This is a genomic window from Arthrobacter sp. P1_H7, from assembly GCF_056405215.1.
In genome coordinates this window covers 464522-481317 of record NZ_JBFUCO010000002.1, presented here as the reverse complement: position 1 = coordinate 481317, position 16796 = coordinate 464522, and the positions used below count along the sequence as shown (strand labels likewise).

Annotated in this window: 13 protein-coding genes; 3 read left to right on the top strand and 10 right to left on the bottom strand. The window is 69.6% G+C overall.

Annotation, left to right across the window (positions count from 1 at the left end; translation table 11 throughout):
* Positions 1–32: 32 nt before the first annotated feature.
* The 10 genes from AC1DXI_RS02915 to argC all read right to left on the bottom strand — a co-directional run bounded on the left by AC1DXI_RS02915 (position 33) and on the right by argC (position 10326).
* On the bottom strand, positions 33–770 hold the full coding sequence (locus tag AC1DXI_RS02915) for a maleylpyruvate isomerase family mycothiol-dependent enzyme (protein WP_476937351.1): 738 nt from the start codon (positions 768–770) through the stop codon (positions 33–35).
* Positions 771–827: 57 nt separating this feature from the next.
* Complete coding sequence (locus AC1DXI_RS02910; RefSeq protein WP_476937350.1) at positions 828–1355, bottom strand: pyridoxine/pyridoxamine 5'-phosphate oxidase; 528 nt, start codon at positions 1353–1355, stop codon at positions 828–830.
* A 110-nt stretch (positions 1356–1465) separates the two neighbouring features.
* Positions 1466–2911 carry an argininosuccinate lyase gene (gene argH / locus AC1DXI_RS02905; protein WP_476937349.1) on the bottom strand — a complete coding sequence of 482 codons (1446 nt, stop codon included), beginning with the start codon at positions 2909–2911 and terminating at the stop codon, positions 1466–1468.
* Between the two features lie 5 nt (positions 2912–2916).
* On the bottom strand, positions 2917–4122 hold the full coding sequence (locus tag AC1DXI_RS02900; RefSeq protein ID WP_476937348.1) for an argininosuccinate synthase: 1206 nt from the start codon (positions 4120–4122) through the stop codon (positions 2917–2919).
* Positions 4123–4231: 109 nt separating this feature from the next.
* Positions 4232–4762, bottom strand: a complete 531-nt coding sequence (locus tag AC1DXI_RS02895; RefSeq protein ID WP_476937347.1) for an arginine repressor — start codon at positions 4760–4762, stop codon at positions 4232–4234.
* Positions 4762–5805, bottom strand: a complete 1044-nt coding sequence (argF, locus tag AC1DXI_RS02890; RefSeq protein WP_476937346.1) for an ornithine carbamoyltransferase — start codon at positions 5803–5805, stop codon at positions 4762–4764. Before argF ends, AC1DXI_RS02895 begins: the two co-directional genes overlap by 1 nt.
* Positions 5802–7031, bottom strand: coding sequence for an acetylornithine transaminase (locus AC1DXI_RS02885; RefSeq protein WP_476937375.1), 1230 nt, complete (start codon positions 7029–7031; stop codon positions 5802–5804). Before AC1DXI_RS02885 ends, argF begins: the two co-directional genes overlap by 4 nt.
* Positions 7032–7138: 107 nt before the next feature.
* Entirely contained in the window at positions 7139–8071 is a 933-nt protein-coding gene (argB, locus tag AC1DXI_RS02880; protein WP_018774416.1) for an acetylglutamate kinase, read from the bottom strand.
* A 60-nt stretch (positions 8072–8131) separates the two neighbouring features.
* Positions 8132–9298 carry a bifunctional glutamate N-acetyltransferase/amino-acid acetyltransferase ArgJ gene (gene argJ / locus AC1DXI_RS02875; protein WP_476937345.1) on the bottom strand — a complete coding sequence of 389 codons (1167 nt, stop codon included), beginning with the start codon at positions 9296–9298 and terminating at the stop codon, positions 8132–8134.
* Positions 9295–10326 (bottom strand): N-acetyl-gamma-glutamyl-phosphate reductase, encoded by a 1032-nt coding sequence (argC, locus tag AC1DXI_RS02870; RefSeq protein WP_476937344.1) that lies wholly within the window; start codon positions 10324–10326, stop codon positions 9295–9297. The genes argJ and argC overlap by 4 nt, the downstream gene beginning before the upstream one ends.
* A 189-nt stretch (positions 10327–10515) precedes the next feature.
* Here argC and AC1DXI_RS02865 point away from each other — a divergent pair, with 189 nt between their 5' ends.
* The 3 genes from AC1DXI_RS02865 to AC1DXI_RS02855 all read left to right on the top strand — a co-directional run bounded on the left by AC1DXI_RS02865 (position 10516) and on the right by AC1DXI_RS02855 (position 16777).
* Entirely contained in the window at positions 10516–11619 is a 1104-nt protein-coding gene (locus AC1DXI_RS02865; RefSeq protein ID WP_026538348.1) for a fatty acid desaturase family protein, read from the top strand.
* 163 nt (positions 11620–11782) lie between these two features.
* Positions 11783–12748, top strand: a complete 966-nt coding sequence (locus AC1DXI_RS02860) for a quinone oxidoreductase family protein (protein ID WP_476937343.1) — start codon at positions 11783–11785, stop codon at positions 12746–12748.
* A 96-nt stretch (positions 12749–12844) separates the two neighbouring features.
* Positions 12845–16777: a Pls/PosA family non-ribosomal peptide synthetase gene (locus AC1DXI_RS02855; protein ID WP_476937374.1), complete on the top strand. Its 3933-nt coding sequence runs from the start codon at positions 12845–12847 to the stop codon at positions 16775–16777.
* Positions 16778–16796 lie beyond the last annotated feature (19 nt).

Sequence of the window (16796 nt, the reverse complement as noted above, 5' to 3'; positions counted from 1 at the left end):
ATTCCCTTCGGCCTGCCGGGCCCCGGGCGCGCTCAGTTGTTGACGGGCACCCCGGCAGGCCAGGGCAGCAGCTCCGGCAGGTCGACGCCGTCGGCCGCGGCGGTCGCGCGCAGGCTGCCGAGGGTGGGGGTGCGGCCAGCGAGCCACGCGGCGATGTCCGTCAGCATGCCGTTGATCACTGTCGATGTTGCGCCGCTCCCGATGGCCACCGCGGGCAGGCCGAGTGGCTGCAGCACGAAGCGCTGGCCCTCGGGTACCCGGGCGGAAAGGAAATCGAAAAGGTGCCCGCAGAAGGGGCGGCTCCAGGTTTCCGGTCCATGGCCGGTGCCGAGATCGGCGGCATGGATGACGAGTTCGCGCCACAGCGCCAGGCCGCCGTCGAACACGACTCCCCCGCGGTAGGTGATGGGCTCACGCCAGCCCGCAGCGTCGAGGGAGTCGAAGGCGCTTAGGGCCCGGTCCAGCGCTGCGTCGAGGTCGGCCCGGTGCTGCGCGAGGCTGTGGCCGGCCGCCATCTCGATGGCGCGGTTCCGCCCCTCGAAGCCGCCGTCGTAGAGTTCCACGGCCTCGACGCGGGCGGCGTATTCGAGCTGGCGGCCCATTGCGTTGGCGATCCCGCAGATGTGGGCCAGCACGTGCCCGCGGCTCCAGCCGGGCAGTTCCGACGGAGCTTTGATGTCCTGTTCCGTCAGCTTCGCGGCGATTCCGGCCACGACGCCGGCGGCGCGGTGCAGTTCTGCCCGAAGGTTCTCTGGTGTGATTGAGGTCATGGCGCCCATCCTAAACCGAGCCACCCAATTAAGTCGGATTAACTGAGCGTTGCCCGATCAGCGGGGCGCGTAGCGGTGCCGGATGTGCCGGCGGTCGTGCCGGGCCTGCCAGAATTCGATTTCGCGGGCCCGGATGGCGTAGAGCTGCCAGTCTGTGTTTTCATTGTCGCCGCTGTCGGCGCCGGGCCGGGCCCGCCAGTCCGCGGCCGAGGCCTCGGCGGACAGCTCCACGACGTCCCCGGCCACCCGCACCTGGCGGCCCTGCTGCTGCCAGAAGAAGTTCAGCGCCGCATGCGGGTTGGCTGTTAGCTCCTTGCCTTTCCGGGATTCCCGGGAGGTCGCGAAGTGCCAGCCGTCGGCGTCGATGTCCTTTAGGATCAGCATCCGCGACGACGGCCGGCCGTGCTCATCGGCGGTGGCCAGGCTGCACGCGTTGGGCTGCGGCACCCCGGCCGCCAGGGCCTCGTCCAGCCACAGCCGGAACAGCTCCGCGGGGTCCGCGGGCGCCGCCGCCGGGTCGAAGTCCGGGAGAACTTCCGGGAAGTCGGGAAGGGCACGCAGCAGTTGGCGGAATGATTCGCTCATGCGCCCAGCTTAAACGCCAGCGAGTTGTCACTTCACGGCAGTGTTCGCGAAAAACACTGCCGCGAAGTGCCAACTCGCGTCGGGCGCGGGCGCCGTCGTGGGGAGGGTTGCTACCCCGCGTACTCGCGCACGCCGGCGAGCTCGCCCTCGAGGGCCAGCAGCTGGCGTTCGACGGCGGCCGGTGCGGTGCCGCCCTGCGAGTTCCGGCTGTTGAGCGAACCCTCGGTGGACAGGACCGAGCGGACCTCCGGCGTCAGGTGCCCCGAGATGGCGGCGTATTCCTCGTCCGTGAGGTCCCAGAGCTCGACGCCGCGGCTTTCGGCTTGCTTGACCGCGGCGCCGGAGAGCTCGTGCGCCTCGCGGAACGGCACGCCCTGGCGGACCAGCCATTCGGCGATGTCCGTCGCCAGCGCGAAACCCTGAGGTGCCAGCGCTTCCATCCGTTCGGTGTTGAACTTCAGCGTCGCGATCATGCCGGAGACTGCCGGGAGCAGGACCTCCAGGGTGTCGGCGGCGTCGAAGACCGGTTCCTTGTCCTCCTGCAGGTCGCGGTTGTACGCGAGCGGCAGGCCCTTCAGGGTGGCCAGCAGCCCGGTCAGGTTGCCGATCAGCCGGCCGGCCTTGCCGCGGGCGAGTTCCGCCACGTCCGGGTTCTTCTTCTGCGGCATGATCGAGGAGCCGGTGGAGTAGGAATCGTGCAGGGTGACAAAGGAGAATTCCTTCGTGGCCCACAGGATCACTTCCTCCGAGACCCGGGACAGGTCCACGCCGATCATGGCCGTGATCCAGGCGAACTCGGCGAAGACATCGCGGGAGGCGGTGCCGTCGATCGAGTTGTGCGTCGCCGAGAAGAAGCCCAGGTCCGCGGCGACGGCCTCGGGGTCCAGCCCGAGCGAGGAGCCCGCAAGGGCACCCGAGCCGTAGGGCGAAACCCCGGCGCGCTTGTCCCAGTCGGCGAGCCGCTGCACATCGCGCAGCAGCGCCCAGGCGTGGGCCAGCAGATGGTGGCTGAGCAGGACAGGCTGGGCGTGCTGCAGGTGGGTGCGGCCGGGCATGGCCACCCCCTGGTGCGCCTTGGCCTGGTCCACGAGCGCGTCGATCGTGGCGAGCACGCCGCGGGCGATGATCCGGGCGTGGTCGCGCAGGAACATCCGTCCCAGCGTGGCCACCTGGTCGTTGCGGGACCGGCCGGCACGGAGCTTGCCCCCGAGCTGGGTGCCGGCGCGCTCGATCAGGCCGCGCTCCAGCGAACCGTGCACGTCCTCATCGGACTCGGCCGGCAGGTAGGCGCCGGAAGCGACGTCCTCATCCAGCTGCGTCAGGGCGGCCAGCATGCCCTCGAGCTCGGCGTCGTCCAGCAGCCCGGCCTTGTGCAGCACGCGGGCGTGCGCCTTGGACCCGGCGATGTCGTAGCGGGCCAGCCGCCAGTCGAAGTGCGTGGACTTGCTCAGCGCGGCGAGGGCGTCCGCGGGGCCGCCGGCGAACCGGCCGCCCCACAGCGCTCCTGTATTTGTCGCGGAGCGCACCCCGGACTCGGTGGTTTCCGACTCAGCCATGCGGGCTACTTTCCTGCGACGCGGATGTCGCGGCCGGAGGCAACCTTGGCGGACATGCCCCACAGCTCGATGAAGCCGCGGGCCATCGACTGGTCGAAGGTGTCGCCGGTGTCGTACGTGGCGAGGTCGAAGTCGTACAGCGAGGTCTCGGAGCGGCGTCCGTTGACGATCGCCTGGCCGCCGTGCAGCACCATGCGGATGTCGCCGGAGACGTACTTCTGGGTGTCCTCGATGAAGGCGTCGAGGGAGCGCTTGAGCGGCGAGAACCACTGGCCGTCGTAGACCAGTTCGGCCCAGCGCTGGCCGACGGTCGCCTTGAAGCGGGCCTGCTCGCGCTCGATCGTGATGTCTTCGAGGTGCTTGTGCGCGGTGATGAGCGCCATGGCGCCCGGTGCCTCGTAGATCTCGCGGGACTTGATGCCGACGAGGCGGTCCTCGACGACGTCGATCCGGCCAACGCCCTGGGCGCCGGCGCGACGGTTGAGTTCCTTGATGGCCTGCAGCGGGGTGACCCTGACGCCGTCGATCGCGACCGGCACGCCGGCTTCGAAGGAGATGGTGACCTCATCCGGTGCCGGCGGGAATTCCGGGGTGGCGGTGTAGTCGTAGATGTCCTTGGTGGGCGCGTTCCAGATGTCCTCGAGGTAGCCGGTTTCGACGGCGCGGCCCCAGACGTTCTGGTCGATCGAGTACGGGTTCTTCTTGGTGGTCTCGATCGGCAGCCCCTTTTCCTCGGCGAAGGCGATGGCCTTGTCGCGGGTCAGGGCGAGGTCGCGGACCGGGGCGATGCACTTCAGGTCCGGGCCGAGGGTCTGGATGCCGACTTCGAAGCGGACCTGGTCGTTGCCCTTGCCGGTGCAGCCGTGGGCGACGGTGGTGGCGCCGAATTCGCGGGCGGCCTTGACCAGGTGCTTGACGATCACCGGGCGGGAGATGGCCGAGACCAGCGGGTAGTGGCCCTGGTAGAGGGCGTTGGCCTTCAGCGTGGGCATGCAGTACTCGTTGGCGAACTCGTCGCTGGCGTCGGCGACGTAGGCCTCGACGGCTCCGCAGCCCAGCGCGCGCTGGCGGATGGTCTCCAGCGATTCGCCGCCCTGTCCGACGTCGACCGCCACGGCGATGACCTCGGCGCCGGTGGCTTCACCGATCCAGCCGATGGCTACGGAAGTATCCAGGCCACCGGAGTAGGCCAGAACAATACGCTCAGTCACGGAAATGCTCCTTAGTTGTTTGGTGATGCTTTAAGTCTGGGAAAAAGCTCTGTTGCAAGCCTGTCACACACCCCGGGCGTCCGGTCCTGTGAAAGGCTCATGGTGTGCCTTATTGGCCGGCTTCCTCGGCGAACTGCAGGAAGCGTGCGGCGATGTCCGCGCCGCCCAGGGGGTCCCGGGTGACAAGCAGGACGGTGTCGTCCCCAGCGATGGTGCCCAGGATCGAGGGCATCACGGAGTGGTCGATGGCGAGGGCCAGGAAGTTCGCGGCGCCCGGCGGGGTCCGGAGGACCACGAGGTTGGCGGAGGCCTCGGCGGTGACGAGCAGTTCCCCGCACAACCGGGTCAGCCGGGCGTCGAGGATTTCCTGTGTGACGCCGCTCTTGGCCGCCCGTTCGCCGCCCTCCCCCGGGACGGCGTAGACGAGCACGCCGTCCGTGCTGCGGACCCGGACGGCGCCGAGTTCCACGAGGTCGCGTGAAAGCGTGGCCTGGGTGACCTGGACGCCGTCGTCCGCGAGCAGCGCCGCGAGTTCGGCCTGGGAACGGACCGACTCGCCCGTCAGAATCGCCGTGATCCGCGCTTGCCGGGCCGTTTTGGTGGCCGGACTGGCCCCCGGAGAGGCTGGCTGGACGGACATCAGGCCGGGCCGCCCACCGGTGCCAGCCCATCGACCGGCGCGAGCCCATCGACCGGCGCGAGCCCGTCAACCACAGCCAGACCGGAGCGGTGCATGAGCCACGCCATGAGTGCCTTCTGCGCGTGCAGCCGGTTCTCGGCCTCGTCCCAGACCACCGACTGCGGGCCATCAATGACGTCCGCGGCGATCTCGTAGCCCCGGTAGGCCGGCAGGCAGTGCAGCACGACGGCGTCCGGCGCCGCGAGCTTCATCGCGTCGGCATCCACGGAGTAGGCGCGGAACAGCTTCATCCGCGCTTCCTTCTCCGCCTCCTGGCCCATGGACACCCACGTGTCGGTCGCGACGACGTCGGCGCCCAGGAGCGCCTCGGCGGCGTCGACCGTCACCAGCACCGAACCACCGGTCTCCGCGGCACGGTCCTCGGCGGCGGCGATGATCTCCGGCGACGGCAGGTAGCCCTCCGGGCCCGCGATGCGCACGTTCATGCCCGCCGTGACGCCGGCCAGCAGGTAGGAGTTGGCCATGTTGTTGGCCGAGTCGCCCAGGTACGCCATGGTCAGGCCCTTGAGCGAGCCCTTGTGCTCCTTGACGGTCAGCAGATCGGCAAGGAGCTGGCACGGGTGGTAGTCATCGCACAGGGCGTTGATGACCGGAACACGGGAGTTCTCTGCCATGGCGACGAGCCCGGCATGCGCGCCGGTGCGCCACACGATGGTGGAAACCATGCGTTCGAGCACCTTGGCGGTGTCCTCGACCGATTCTTTGTGCCCGATCTGCGCCTCGCCGGGGTTGATGATGAGCGCGTTGCCGCCCATGTCCGCGATACCGGTGGCGAAGGAGACCCTGGTCCGGGTGGAGGTCTTGTCGAAGATGACGGCCACCGTCCGGCGGCCGTTGCCGGCCGCGGCGAAGGGCTGAACGCTGTAGGGCGCGGCCTTCATCCGGACGGCGAGCTCGAGGACCTCGGCCTGTTCGGCCGGGCTGAGGTCCGTGTCCTTGAGGAAGTGGCGGGTGGGCACTGAGGCGGTCACGGCGGCGGTCACTTGGCATCCTTTGCAGCGTTGGTCTTGGCGGTCTCGAGCAGTGCGGGCAGGGCAGCCAGGAAAAGGTCTGCCTGCTCGGTGGTCAGGATCAGCGGGGGCGCCAGCCGGATGGTGCGCGGGCCCGGGCTGTTGACGATGAACCCGGCGTCGAGGCCGGCGGCGACGACACCCGGGGCGAGGTCGGCGTCGAGGTCGAAGCCGATCAGCAGCCCCTCGCCGCGGACCTCGGTCACGCCGGCGATTCCGGCGAGGCCGGCGCGCAGGTGCTCCCCCAGGTTGCGGACGTGGACGAGGACGTCCTGGTTTTCCAGTACGTGCAGCGTGGCGAGAGCGGCGGCGGTGGCCACCGGGTTCCCGCCGAATGTCGTCCCGTGCTGGCCGGCGGTCAGCAGCGCGGACGTTTCCGGGCCGAACGTCACGAGCGCGCCGACCGGGAAGCCGCCGCCCAGGCCCTTGGCGAGGGTCACGGCGTCGGGCACGATCCCGGCGTCCTCGCTGGCCAGCCACTTGCCGGTGCGGCCGATGCCGGTCTGGACCTCGTCGAGGATCAGCAGGGCGCCGGCCGCGGTCGTTGCCTCGCGGGCCGCCTTGAGGTAGCCGGCAGGCAGCGGCCGGACGCCGGCCTCGCCCTGGATCGGTTCGAGGAAGACGGCGGCAGTGGTCTCATCGATGGCGGCGCGGAGGGCCTCGATGTCACCGAACGGGACATGCACGACGCCGCCGGGCAGCGGCGCGAACGGCGCCCGGTAGGCCTCCTTGGAGGTCAGCGCGAGGGCGCCCATGGTGCGCCCGTGGAAGGCGCCCTCGAGAGCGATGATCTTGGTGCGCGGCGTGGAGTCTGATCCGGTGTTCCGGCGCGCCAGCTTGAAGGCCGCCTCAACGGCTTCGGTGCCGGAGTTGGCGAAGAACACCTTGGAACCGGCCGGCGCCTTGGACAGTTCCAGCAGCTTCTCCGCCAGGGCGATCTGGGTGGGGCTCGTGAAGAAGTTCGAGACATGGCCCAGGGTGGCCAGCTGGCTGGAAATCACCGAGGTGACGAACGGGTGGGCGTGGCCCAGGGCGTTCACAGCGATGCCGCCGAGCAGGTCCAGGTACTCCTTGCCGTCGGCGTCCCACACGAGGCAGCCGGCGCCGCGGACCAGCACGCGCTGCGGGGTGCCGAAGACGCCGAGCAGGGAGGATGAGTAGCGGGAGAGCCAGTCGGCTCCGCTACCCTTTCCAGTCATAACGGAAGCTGTGGGGGCCGAGCCGGCGATGGGGGCCCGGGTGTGGTCGGGCACCGCGAAGCGGGCGGGGGCCCCATCGCCGGTCGGACTCACGCCTACAGTTTCGTTCATGCGTTCACTTCCTCGTCGGGGACGACCTGGGTGCCGATGCCGGCGGTCGTGAAGGTTTCCAGGAGCATCGAGTGCGGCAGCCGGCCGTCCACGATGTGGGCGCGCTCGACGCCGCCGTCCACGGCTTTGAGGCAGGCTTCCATCTTCGGGATCATGCCCGATTCCAGGCCTGGGAGCAGTTCACGCAGCTCCGAGACGGTCAGGGAGGAGATGAGCGAGGACCGGTCCGGCCAGTTGGCGTAGAGGCCCTCGACGTCGGTCAGGATGACAAGCTTGGAGGCGCCGAGCGCCTCGGCCAGAGCCGCAGCCGCAGTGTCCGCGTTGACGTTCAGTACCTGCCCGGTGGTGGATCCGTCGTCGTGGATTTCCGGGGCGACGGTGGAGATCACGGGAATCCGGCCGGCCGCGAGGATGTCCACAATCCCTTCCGGGTTCACGCCGACCACCTCGCCGACGAGGCCCAGGTCCACCTCTTCGCCGTCCACCACGGTGCCGGTGCGGACGGCGCGGAGCAGGCCGCCGTCCTCGCCTGACATCCCGACGGCGTAGGGGCCGTGGGAGTTGATCAGGCCCACGAGTTCGCGGCCCACCTGGCCGGTGAGGACCATGCGGACCACGTCCATGGCCTCGGGCGTGGTGACGCGCAGCCCGCCCTTGAATTCGGACTCGATCCCGAGCCGGCTGAGCATGGCGTTGATCTGCGGGCCGCCGCCGTGCACCACCACAGGGTGGATGCCGACGTGGTGAAGGAACACAACGTCCTCGGCGAAGGCGCGGCGGAGCTCGTCGTTGACCATGGCATTGCCGCCGTACTTGATCACCATGGTGCTGCCGGCAAAGCGCTGGATCCAGGGCAACGCCTCGATCAACGTGGCGGCTTTGTCCCGGGCGTCGGACTGGGATGTGGTCTCGCGGGTCTGGGTGTTCATGCTGTTCGTCCTTCCTGCTAGTCCTCTGTTCGTCCCTTACTGTTCCTTCCCCCGGGGGGATTAGCTGGAGTAGGCGCTGTTTTCGTGGACGTAGTCGTGGGTGAGGTCGTTCGTGAGGATCGTGGCCTCGGCCGTGCCGGCCCGCAGGTCGATTTCGACGAGGACCTCGCGCGGTTCGAGGTCCACGAGGTTCCGGTCATCGCCGATGCTGCCGTTGCGGCAGATCTGCACGCCGTTCATGGACACGTTCAGCTGGTCCGGCTCGAACGCCGCGTCGGTGGTGCCGACGGCGGACAGCACGCGGCCCCAGTTGGGGTCCTTGCCGAAGATCGCGGTCTTGAACAGGTTGGAGCGGGCGACGGCGCGGCTGACGATTTCGGCGTCCCGCTCGCTCGCGGCGTTGAACGTCCGGATCGCGATGTCGTGGCTGGCGCCCTCGGCGTCGCCGATCAGCTTGCGGGCCAGCTCGGCGCAGACCTCGGTCAGGCCCGTGCCGAAGTCGGCGGCGGAGGGCACGGCGCCGGAGGCCCCGGAGGCCAGCAGCACCACGGTGTCGTTGGTGGACATGCAGCCGTCAGAGTCCGCCCGGTCGAAGGTGACCCGCGTGGCGTTGCGGAGTTCGGCGTCGAGCATGTCCGGCGGGACGTCGGCGTCCGTGGTGAGGACCACCAGCATGGTGGCCAGGCCCGGCGCCAGCATGCCGGCGCCTTTGGCCATGCCGCCGATGGTGAACCGGGTTCCGTCGGCGGCCGTGCCGGTGAAGACGGCCTGCTTGGACACGGAGTCCGTGGTCATGATCGCGGTGGCTGCCGCGGGGCCGCCGTCCGCGGCCAGGGCTGCCGTGGCGGAACCGATCCCGGCCAGGATTTTGTCCATGGGGAGCTGCTCGCCAATCAGTCCGGTGGAGCAGACCACGACGTCGGTGGCGGAGACGCCGAGGGCCTCGGCGGTCTTCTCCGCGGTGGTGTGCGTGTTCTGGAAGCCCTGGGGCCCGGTGCAGGCGTTGGCCCCGCCGGAGTTCAGGATCACGGCGTCCACGCGGCCGTCCTTGACCACCTCGCGGGACCAGTGCACGGGGGCCGCGGCGACGCGGTTGGACGTGAAGACCGCCGCGGCGGACTTGGACGGGCCGTCGTTGACCACGAGGGCCACGTCCGGGTTGCCGGACGCCTTGAGCCCGGCCGTCACGCCGGCGGCGCGGAATCCCTGCGGTGCGGTGATGCTCACGGTGCGACTCCCTGGAGGTTGAGGCCGGCGGATTCCGCCAGGCCGAGGGCGATGTTCATGGACTGCACGGCCCCGCCGGCGGTTCCCTTGGTCAGGTTGTCGATGGCGCAGCACACGATCACGCGGCCGGTGTGCTCATCGAAGGCGAGCTGCATGACCGTGTGGTTCGATCCCTGGACCGATTTGGTGGAGGGCCACTGGCCCTCGGGGAGCAGGTGCACGAACGGTTCGTCGTCGTAGGCCTCGGCCCAGGCGCGGCGGAGCTCTTCGACGGTGACACCCGAGCGGACCCTGGCGGTCGCCGTGGTGAGGATGCCGCGGCTCATCGGCGCCAGCGTGGGCGTGAAGGAGACGGTGACCGGTGCCCCCAGTGCTTTGGAGAGTCCCTGTTCGATCTCTGGGGTGTGCCGGTGTCCCCCGCCGACCCCGTAAGGGCTCATGGAGCCCATGACTTCGGCGCCGATCAGGTTGACCTTGGCGGCCTTGCCGGCGCCTGAGGTGCCGGAGGCGGAGACGATCACGACGTCGTCACCCTCCAGCAGCTGGCTGCTGAAGCCGGGCGTGAGGGCCAGCAGGGCCGACGTCGGGTAGCAGCCGGGGACGGCGATCCGGGCGGCGCCGCGCAGGGCCTCGCGCTGGCCGGGCAGTTCAGGGAGGCCGTAGGGCCAGGTTCCGGCGTGTGCCGACCCGTAGAACTTCTCCCAGGCCTCCGGGTCCTCGAGGCGGTGGTCCGCGCCGGCGTCGATGACCAGGGTCCCGGCGGGCAGCTGCGCCGCGATCTCCGCGGATGCCCCGTGCGGAAGCGCCAGGAACACGACGTCGTGCCCGGCCAGGTTGTCCACGGTGGTGTCTTCGAGGATCCGGTCAGCGAGGCCATGGAGATGCGGCTGCAATTCCCCTAGTCTGGAACCGGCGTTGCTGTGGGCCGTGATGGCGCCGATGGTGACGTCGGGATGACCGGCGAGGAGCCGCAGGACCTCGCCGCCGGCATAACCGCTCGCCCCGGAAACGGCAACAGTAATAGTCATGAGCACGACTATACAGCAAGAGTATGCATAGATGCCGATATTTATGCATCGATGGGCGTGTGTCCAAAGCGCCCGATCGGCGGGCTGGGGAAACCCGGGGGCGTATGCTTGGTAAAGGGTGATCCAGACCGTGCAGCTGCGAATGTCAGCTGCAGCGTTGCCCGTAACCGTGACGAGGCCAGCGCCCTAATGACCGCCACTTCCACCCTTCCCGCCGAAACGCAGGCGCGACCGACCTCGCGCGTCAGGCAGCCCAACGCCGTAGTCCTGAGCTATTCGGAACTCCTCAAGAGCGTCAAGACTGCCGGCCTCCTCGAACGTCGCGTCGGGTTCTACATCACGGTGTTCGCCAGCCTGGTGCTCCTGATGGCCGCCACCTGGTTCGGGTTCGCGCTGATCGGTGACAGCTGGTTCCAGCTCCTGATCGCCGCCGCCCTGGGCATCCTCTGCACGCAGTTGAGTTTCCTGGCCCACGAGGCCGGGCACCGGCAGATCTTCGCGTCCCGCCGCGCCAACGACTGGGCAGCACGTCTGCTCGCCACGTCCGTGGCCGGGATCAGCTACTCCTGGTGGGAGCAGAAGCACGGCGCGCACCACAACCACCCGAACGTCATCTCCAAGGACCCGGACATCGCACCCGGCCCCATCGCCTTCCACCCCGAAGCCGTAGCCGACCGCCAGGGACGCCTCGCGTTCCTGACCCGCAAGCAGGGCTGGTTCTTCTTCCCGCTCCTGTTCCTGGTGGGCCTGGGACTGCAGATCGATTCCGTGAAATTCATCGTCCGCCGGGCCAAGGTCACGCACCGCTGGGTCGAAATCCCGATTCTCGCGGTCCGGCTCAGCCTCCTGCCGGTCCTCGCGTTCACCTTCCTGCCGCTGGGCATGGCGTTCGCCTTCATCGGCGTCCAGCTGGCCGTGTTCGGCTTCTACATGGGCGCGTCCTTCGCGCCGAACCACAAGGGCATGCCGGTGCTCCCGGCGGACAGCCGGGTGGACTTCTTCAGCCGCCAGGTCCTGACTTCCCGGAACATCTCGGGCGGCCGCTTCATGGACATCCTGCTCGGCGGCCTCAACCGCCAGGCCGAGCACCACCTCTTCCCGGACATGGCCCGCCCGCAGCTGCACCAGGCTGCCAAGATCGTCCGCGAGTACTGCGCCAAGCACCAGGTCCCGTACACGGAAACCACGCTGATGCAGTCGTACGCCATCATTGTCCGCTACCTCAACGACGTCGGACTCGCCGCGGGCCGCCACTTCGAATGCCCGATGGCGACGGTCACCCGCCGCTACTAAGGGACGGACCACCGGCTGCCGGGCCGGACCGCCATCTCCGGTCGACGTCAGCTCAAACATCACGTGACGGCTGGTTACGGAACGCCCCTTCATGGTTACCGCCGGTGTCCCTAGGATGGACCCAGGGACCGGGACAGATTTCCCCGCCCGGAAAAGGAGCCACATGATGCACGCAATCGTCGCCCGCCAGGCCGGCGGCCCCGAGGTCCTCGAGCTCGACGAAACAGCCTGTCCCGTTCCCGGGCCCGGCCAGCTGCTCGTCAAGGTCGCCGCCGCGGGCGTGAACTTCATTGACACCTACAAGCGCAGCGGCGTCTACAAGGTCAGCTACCCCTTCACGCCCGGCACCGAGGCCGCAGGCACCGTGGAGGAGGTCGGCGACGCCGTCACCGGGTTCGCGCCCGGCGACCGGGTGGCCACGGCCGAGGGCGTTGACTGCTACGCCGGCTATGCACTCGTCGATGAGGACAAAGCCCTCCCGGTCCCCGACGGCCTGGACGATTTCACCGCCGCGGCGCTGCCGCTGCAAGGCGTGACGGCCCACTACCTGATCAATTCCACCTTCAAGGTCGAGTCCGGCCACACCGTCCTGCTCCACGCCGGCGCCGGCGGCGTGGGACTCCTGATGATCCAGCTGCTCAAGGCCAGGGGCGCCAACGTCATCACGACCGTTTCGACAGACGCGAAAGAGCAGCTTGCCCGCGAAGCCGGCGCCGACCACGTGCTGCGCTATGACGGTTTCGCCGACCGGGTCCGGGATCTGACCAACGGCACCGGCGCGGACGTGGTGTACGACGGCGTCGGAAAAGACACGTTCGACGCCTCCGTGGCGTCGCTGCGCATCCGGGGCATGCTGGTCCTCTTCGGCGCAGCGTCCGGCCCGGTCCCGCCGTTCGACCCGCAGCGGCTCAACGCCGGCGGCTCGCTGTACCTCACGCGGCCCACCATGGGCCACTACCTGCGCGACGCCCGGGAGCGCCGCTGGCGCTCCGACGAAGTCTTTGCCGCCGCTGCCGAGGGCAGCCTGAAGGTCAGGATCGGCGCACGCTACCCTCTCGGCGAGGCATCCCGAGCCCACGAGGACCTGGAACAGCGCCGTACCACCGGCAAAGTCATCCTGGTTCCCTAAGCCGTACGGCAATACCATCCGTTCATCTCCTGCAGGGATAATGCGCCAGTGACCGAGCAACGACTGACCCCCAGTGAAGCCCCCGACGCCGGTGCGGTGCAGAGTCTTCCCGCTCCCCATCTCACCGTCCACGAGCCCCAGCTGCCGGGCGCACTCTCCGCCCCGCCGGAGCGGACGCTGATAGACATCATCCGCGATACTGCCGCCCGGTACCCGGACGCTTCGGCACTCGACGACGGCCACCGCTCGCTCAGTTACGCCCAGCTCATGGACGAGGTCCGGGCCACGGCACGGAAACTGCACCTCGCCGGGCTCGGTGCCGGCGACAAGATCGGCGTCCGGATCCCGTCCGGCACCAACGAACTCTACGTCTCGATCCTGGCGGTGCTGCTGGTCGGTGCGGCCTATGTCCCCGTGGACGCCGACGATCCCGACGAGCGGGCAAAACTGGTCTTCGGGGAGGCGAGGGTGGCCGGCATCCTCCGCGCCGGCGGGAAGATCGTCACGGACAGCAACCGCACCCGCCCGTTCCCCGACGCGAGGCCGCCCGGCCCCGACGACGACGCATGGGTCATTTTCACGTCCGGCTCCACCGGCACCCCCAAGGGCGTCGCTGTCCAGCACCGCTCGGCCGCCGCCTTCGTGGACGCCGAGGCGCGCATCTTCCTGCAGGCCGATCCGGTGGGTCCGCAGGACCGGGTGCTGGCCGGCCTGTCCGTCGCCTTCGATGCCTCCTGCGAGGAAATGTGGCTCGCGTGGCGCCACGGCGCCTGCCTGGTTCCGGCACCCCGGGCGTTGGTGCGGACCGGCATGGACCTCGGCCCGTGGCTCATCAGCCACGGCATCACCGCGGTCTCCACCGTCCCCACGCTGGCAGCGCTCTGGCCCGTGGAGTCGCTGGAAAGTGTCCGGCTGCTGATCTTCGGCGGGGAGGCGTGCCCGCCGGACCTTGCCGAACGGCTCGCCGTCGAAGGACGCGAAGTCTGGAACACCTACGGGCCCACCGAGGCCACCGTGGTCGCGTGCGCCGCGCAGCTCGGCGCGCCCGGCCCCGTCCGGATCGGCCTGCCGCTGGACGGCTGGGACCTCGCCGTCGTCGACGCCGATTCGCTGCCCGTCGCCGAGGGCGCGGTGGGCGAACTGATCATCGGCGGCGTGGGGCTGGCCCGGTACCTTGACCCGGTCAAGGACGCGGAAAAATATGCCCCCATGCCGTCCCTGGGCTGGCCGCGCGCCTACCGCTCCGGCGACCTCGTCAGGTACGAGGCGGAAGGCCTCATTTTCCAGGGCCGCGCCGATGAGCAGGTCAAGCTCGGCGGCCGCCGGATCGAGCTCGGCGAAATCGATGCCGCCCTGCAGTCCCTGCCGGATATCGCCGGCGCCGCCGCCGCCGTGCAGACCACGGCGGCCGGCAACCAGATCCTGGTCGGCTACCTTGCCGCCGTCTCGGGCCGGGACATCGACCTCGCGGCCGCCCGCGAACTGCTGGGCGAACGCCTGCCCGCGCCCCTCATTCCGCTGCTGACGCTTGTCGATTCGCTGCCGACCAAGACCAGCGGCAAAGTGGACCGCCATGCCCTGCCCTGGCCGCTCAGCGGAACCGGAGCGGCCGAGGCCGAAGGTGCGCCGCTGAACCTGCCCGAGGACGCGCAGTGGATCGTGGAGCAGTGGAGCGCCGTGCTGGGGAGCCCGGTCACCAGCCTCGACGCCGACTTCTTCGCCTACGGCGGCGGCTCGCTGGCCGCCGCGCAGCTCGTGTCCGCCCTGCGCGTCCGCTATCCCACCATCACGGTGGCCGATATCTACGCGACACCACGGGTGGGCGCCCTGGTGGACGAGGCCCGCCAGTCGCTGCCGGAGGGCGGCGCCGTCGCTGCCCAGGAGCGCACGGTCCGGCCCACTGCGCGGAAGTCCCAGGCCTTCCAGACGCTCCTGGGCGTTCCCTTGCACATCCTGGTCGGGATGCGCTGGCTGACCTACCTGATGGCAGCCAACAACCTGCTGGCCGCCTTCGCCGGATTCAGCGCCGCGCCAACGATTTCATGGTGGTGGGTGGGCGCATCCTGGCTGGTCTTCGTCAGTCCCGCCGGGCGGATGCTGCTCTCCGTTGCCGCAGCCCGCATCCTGCTCCGCAACGTCGTGCCTGGCACCTATCCCCGGTCCGGGCAGGTGCACCTCCGGCTCTGGCTCGCGGAACAGATCCAGGACCTGGCCGGCGCCATCAGCCTCGCCAGCGCGCCCTGGGTGCCCTACTACGCGAAAGCTCTCGGGGCGAAGATCGGCGAAAATGTCCAGCTCCACTCGCTCCCGCCCGTCACCGGGCTGCTGACCCTCGGCGCAGGGTCCAATATCGAGCCTGAGGTCGATCTGTCCGGCTGGTGGATCGACGGCGACCGTGTCCACATCGGCGCCATCCGGATTGGCGCCGGCGCAAGCGTCGGGGCCCGCAGCACGCTGATGCCGGGCGCCACAGTGGGTGCCGGGGCGCAGGTGGAGCCGGGTTCCGCCGTGATCGGGAAGGTCAAGGCGGGCCAGCTCGTGGCCGGGTCGCCGGCCGAGCGGCGTGGCAAGGCCCGGCATTCGTGGCCGGACTCCCCTCCGGAGCACCGGCTGATGGGCCGGCTCTGGTTCGCCGGCTTCGCCGCCGCCTCTGCCATGCTGGCGCTCATCCCCTACGTCTCCGCCGCCGCCGCGGCCTTGGTGATCTTCGCGTTCATCCGGGGCAGTTCCTCCCTGCCCGCGGCGCTGCCGGGCATAGCGCTCTCGATCCCGCTGGCGGCGCTGGCATGGTTCCTGACCAACCTGCTGCTGATCCTGGCCACGACGAGGCTCCTCAGCGTCGGCCTCGCGGAAGGCTACTACCGGGTCCGGAGCCGGATCGGATGGCAGGTGTGGGCGACCGAGCGGGTACTGGACCTGGCCCGGGATCTGCTGTTCCCGATCTACGCCAGCCTCTTTACGCCGGTCTGGCTCCGGCTTCTCGGCGCCAAGGTCGGCCGCAACGTCGAGGCCTCGACTGTGCTGCTGATCCCGCGGATGACCACCGTGGGCGAAGGCGCGTTCCTGGCCGATGACACCATGGTGGCGTCCTACGAACTCGACGGCGGCTGGATGCACATAGCCCCGGCCAAGATCGGCAAGCGGTCCTTCCTGGGCAACTCGGGCATGACGGCGGCCGGGCGCAGCGTGCCCAAGAACTCCCTCGTCGCGGTGCTGTCCGCGACGCCGGCCAAGGCGAAGTCCGGCACGTCGTGGCTCGGCAGCCCGCCTGTGCGGCTGCGGCGCACCGCCATCGCCTCGGACGACACCCGGACCTACCAGCCGCCCCGGAAGCTGAAGGTTGCGCGCGCCCTGTGGGAGCTGTGCCGCTTCGTCCCGGTCATGCTGACGGTCGCAATCGCCGTCGGCGTGATGCTGGCGTTCGACGCGATGGCGACCCTCTTCAACTACGGAATCGCCGCCCTCCTGAGCGGGGTGGTGGTCCTGCTTGCCGGGGCGACGGCCGCGGGCAGTGCCGTCGTGGCCAAGTGGCTGCTGGTGGGCCGCATCCGCCCCGGCGAGCACCCGCTGTGGAGCTCCTTCATTTGGCGGAACGAGGTTGTGGACACGTTCATTGAGATGGTCAGCGCCCCGTGGTTCGCGCGCGCTGCCACGGGGACACCGGCGCTGGTGTGGTGGCTGCGGGCACTTGGCGCAAAAATCGGTACCGGGACCTGGTGCGAAAGCTACTGGCTGCCGGAGGCGGACCTGGTCACCCTCGGCAGGAATTCGACCGTCAACCGCGGGTGCGTGGTCCAGACCCATCTGTTCCATGACCGTGTCATGAGCATAGACACTGTTACGCTCGATGACGGAGCCACCATGGGCCCGCACGGCGTCATCCTGCCGCAGGCCAGGATCGGCAGCGGCGGCACGGTGGGGCCGGCGTCCCTCGTCATGCGGGGCGAAACCGTCCCTGCCGGGACGTACTGGATGGGCAATCCGGTCAGCCCCTGGGACGGGCCGGCACCGCCCGCCGGGCCCCGTTAGGCCCGGCGCCTGCGCACGT

What these genes read in the sequence shown, in the direction of transcription:
- AC1DXI_RS02915 (WP_476937351.1), bottom strand. Translation starts at nt 770, where the DNA reads ATGACCTCAATCACACCAGAGAACCTTCGGGCAGAACTGCACCGCGCC.
- AC1DXI_RS02910 (WP_476937350.1), bottom strand. Translation starts at nt 1,355, where the DNA reads ATGAGCGAATCATTCCGCCAACTGCTGCGTGCCCTTCCCGACTTCCCG.
- argH (WP_476937349.1), bottom strand. Translation starts at nt 2,911, where the DNA reads ATGGCTGAGTCGGAAACCACCGAGTCCGGGGTGCGCTCCGCGACAAAT.
- AC1DXI_RS02895 (WP_476937347.1), bottom strand. Translation starts at nt 4,762, where the DNA reads ATGTCCGTCCAGCCAGCCTCTCCGGGGGCCAGTCCGGCCACCAAAACG.
- AC1DXI_RS02885 (WP_476937375.1), bottom strand. Translation starts at nt 7,031, where the DNA reads ATGACTGGAAAGGGTAGCGGAGCCGACTGGCTCTCCCGCTACTCATCC.
- argB (WP_018774416.1), bottom strand. Translation starts at nt 8,071, where the DNA reads ATGAACACCCAGACCCGCGAGACCACATCCCAGTCCGACGCCCGGGAC.
- argC (WP_476937344.1), bottom strand. Translation starts at nt 10,326, where the DNA reads ATGACTATTACTGTTGCCGTTTCCGGGGCGAGCGGTTATGCCGGCGGC.
- AC1DXI_RS02865 (WP_026538348.1), top strand. Translation starts at nt 10,516, where the DNA reads ATGACCGCCACTTCCACCCTTCCCGCCGAAACGCAGGCGCGACCGACC.
- AC1DXI_RS02860 (WP_476937343.1), top strand. Translation starts at nt 11,783, where the DNA reads ATGATGCACGCAATCGTCGCCCGCCAGGCCGGCGGCCCCGAGGTCCTC.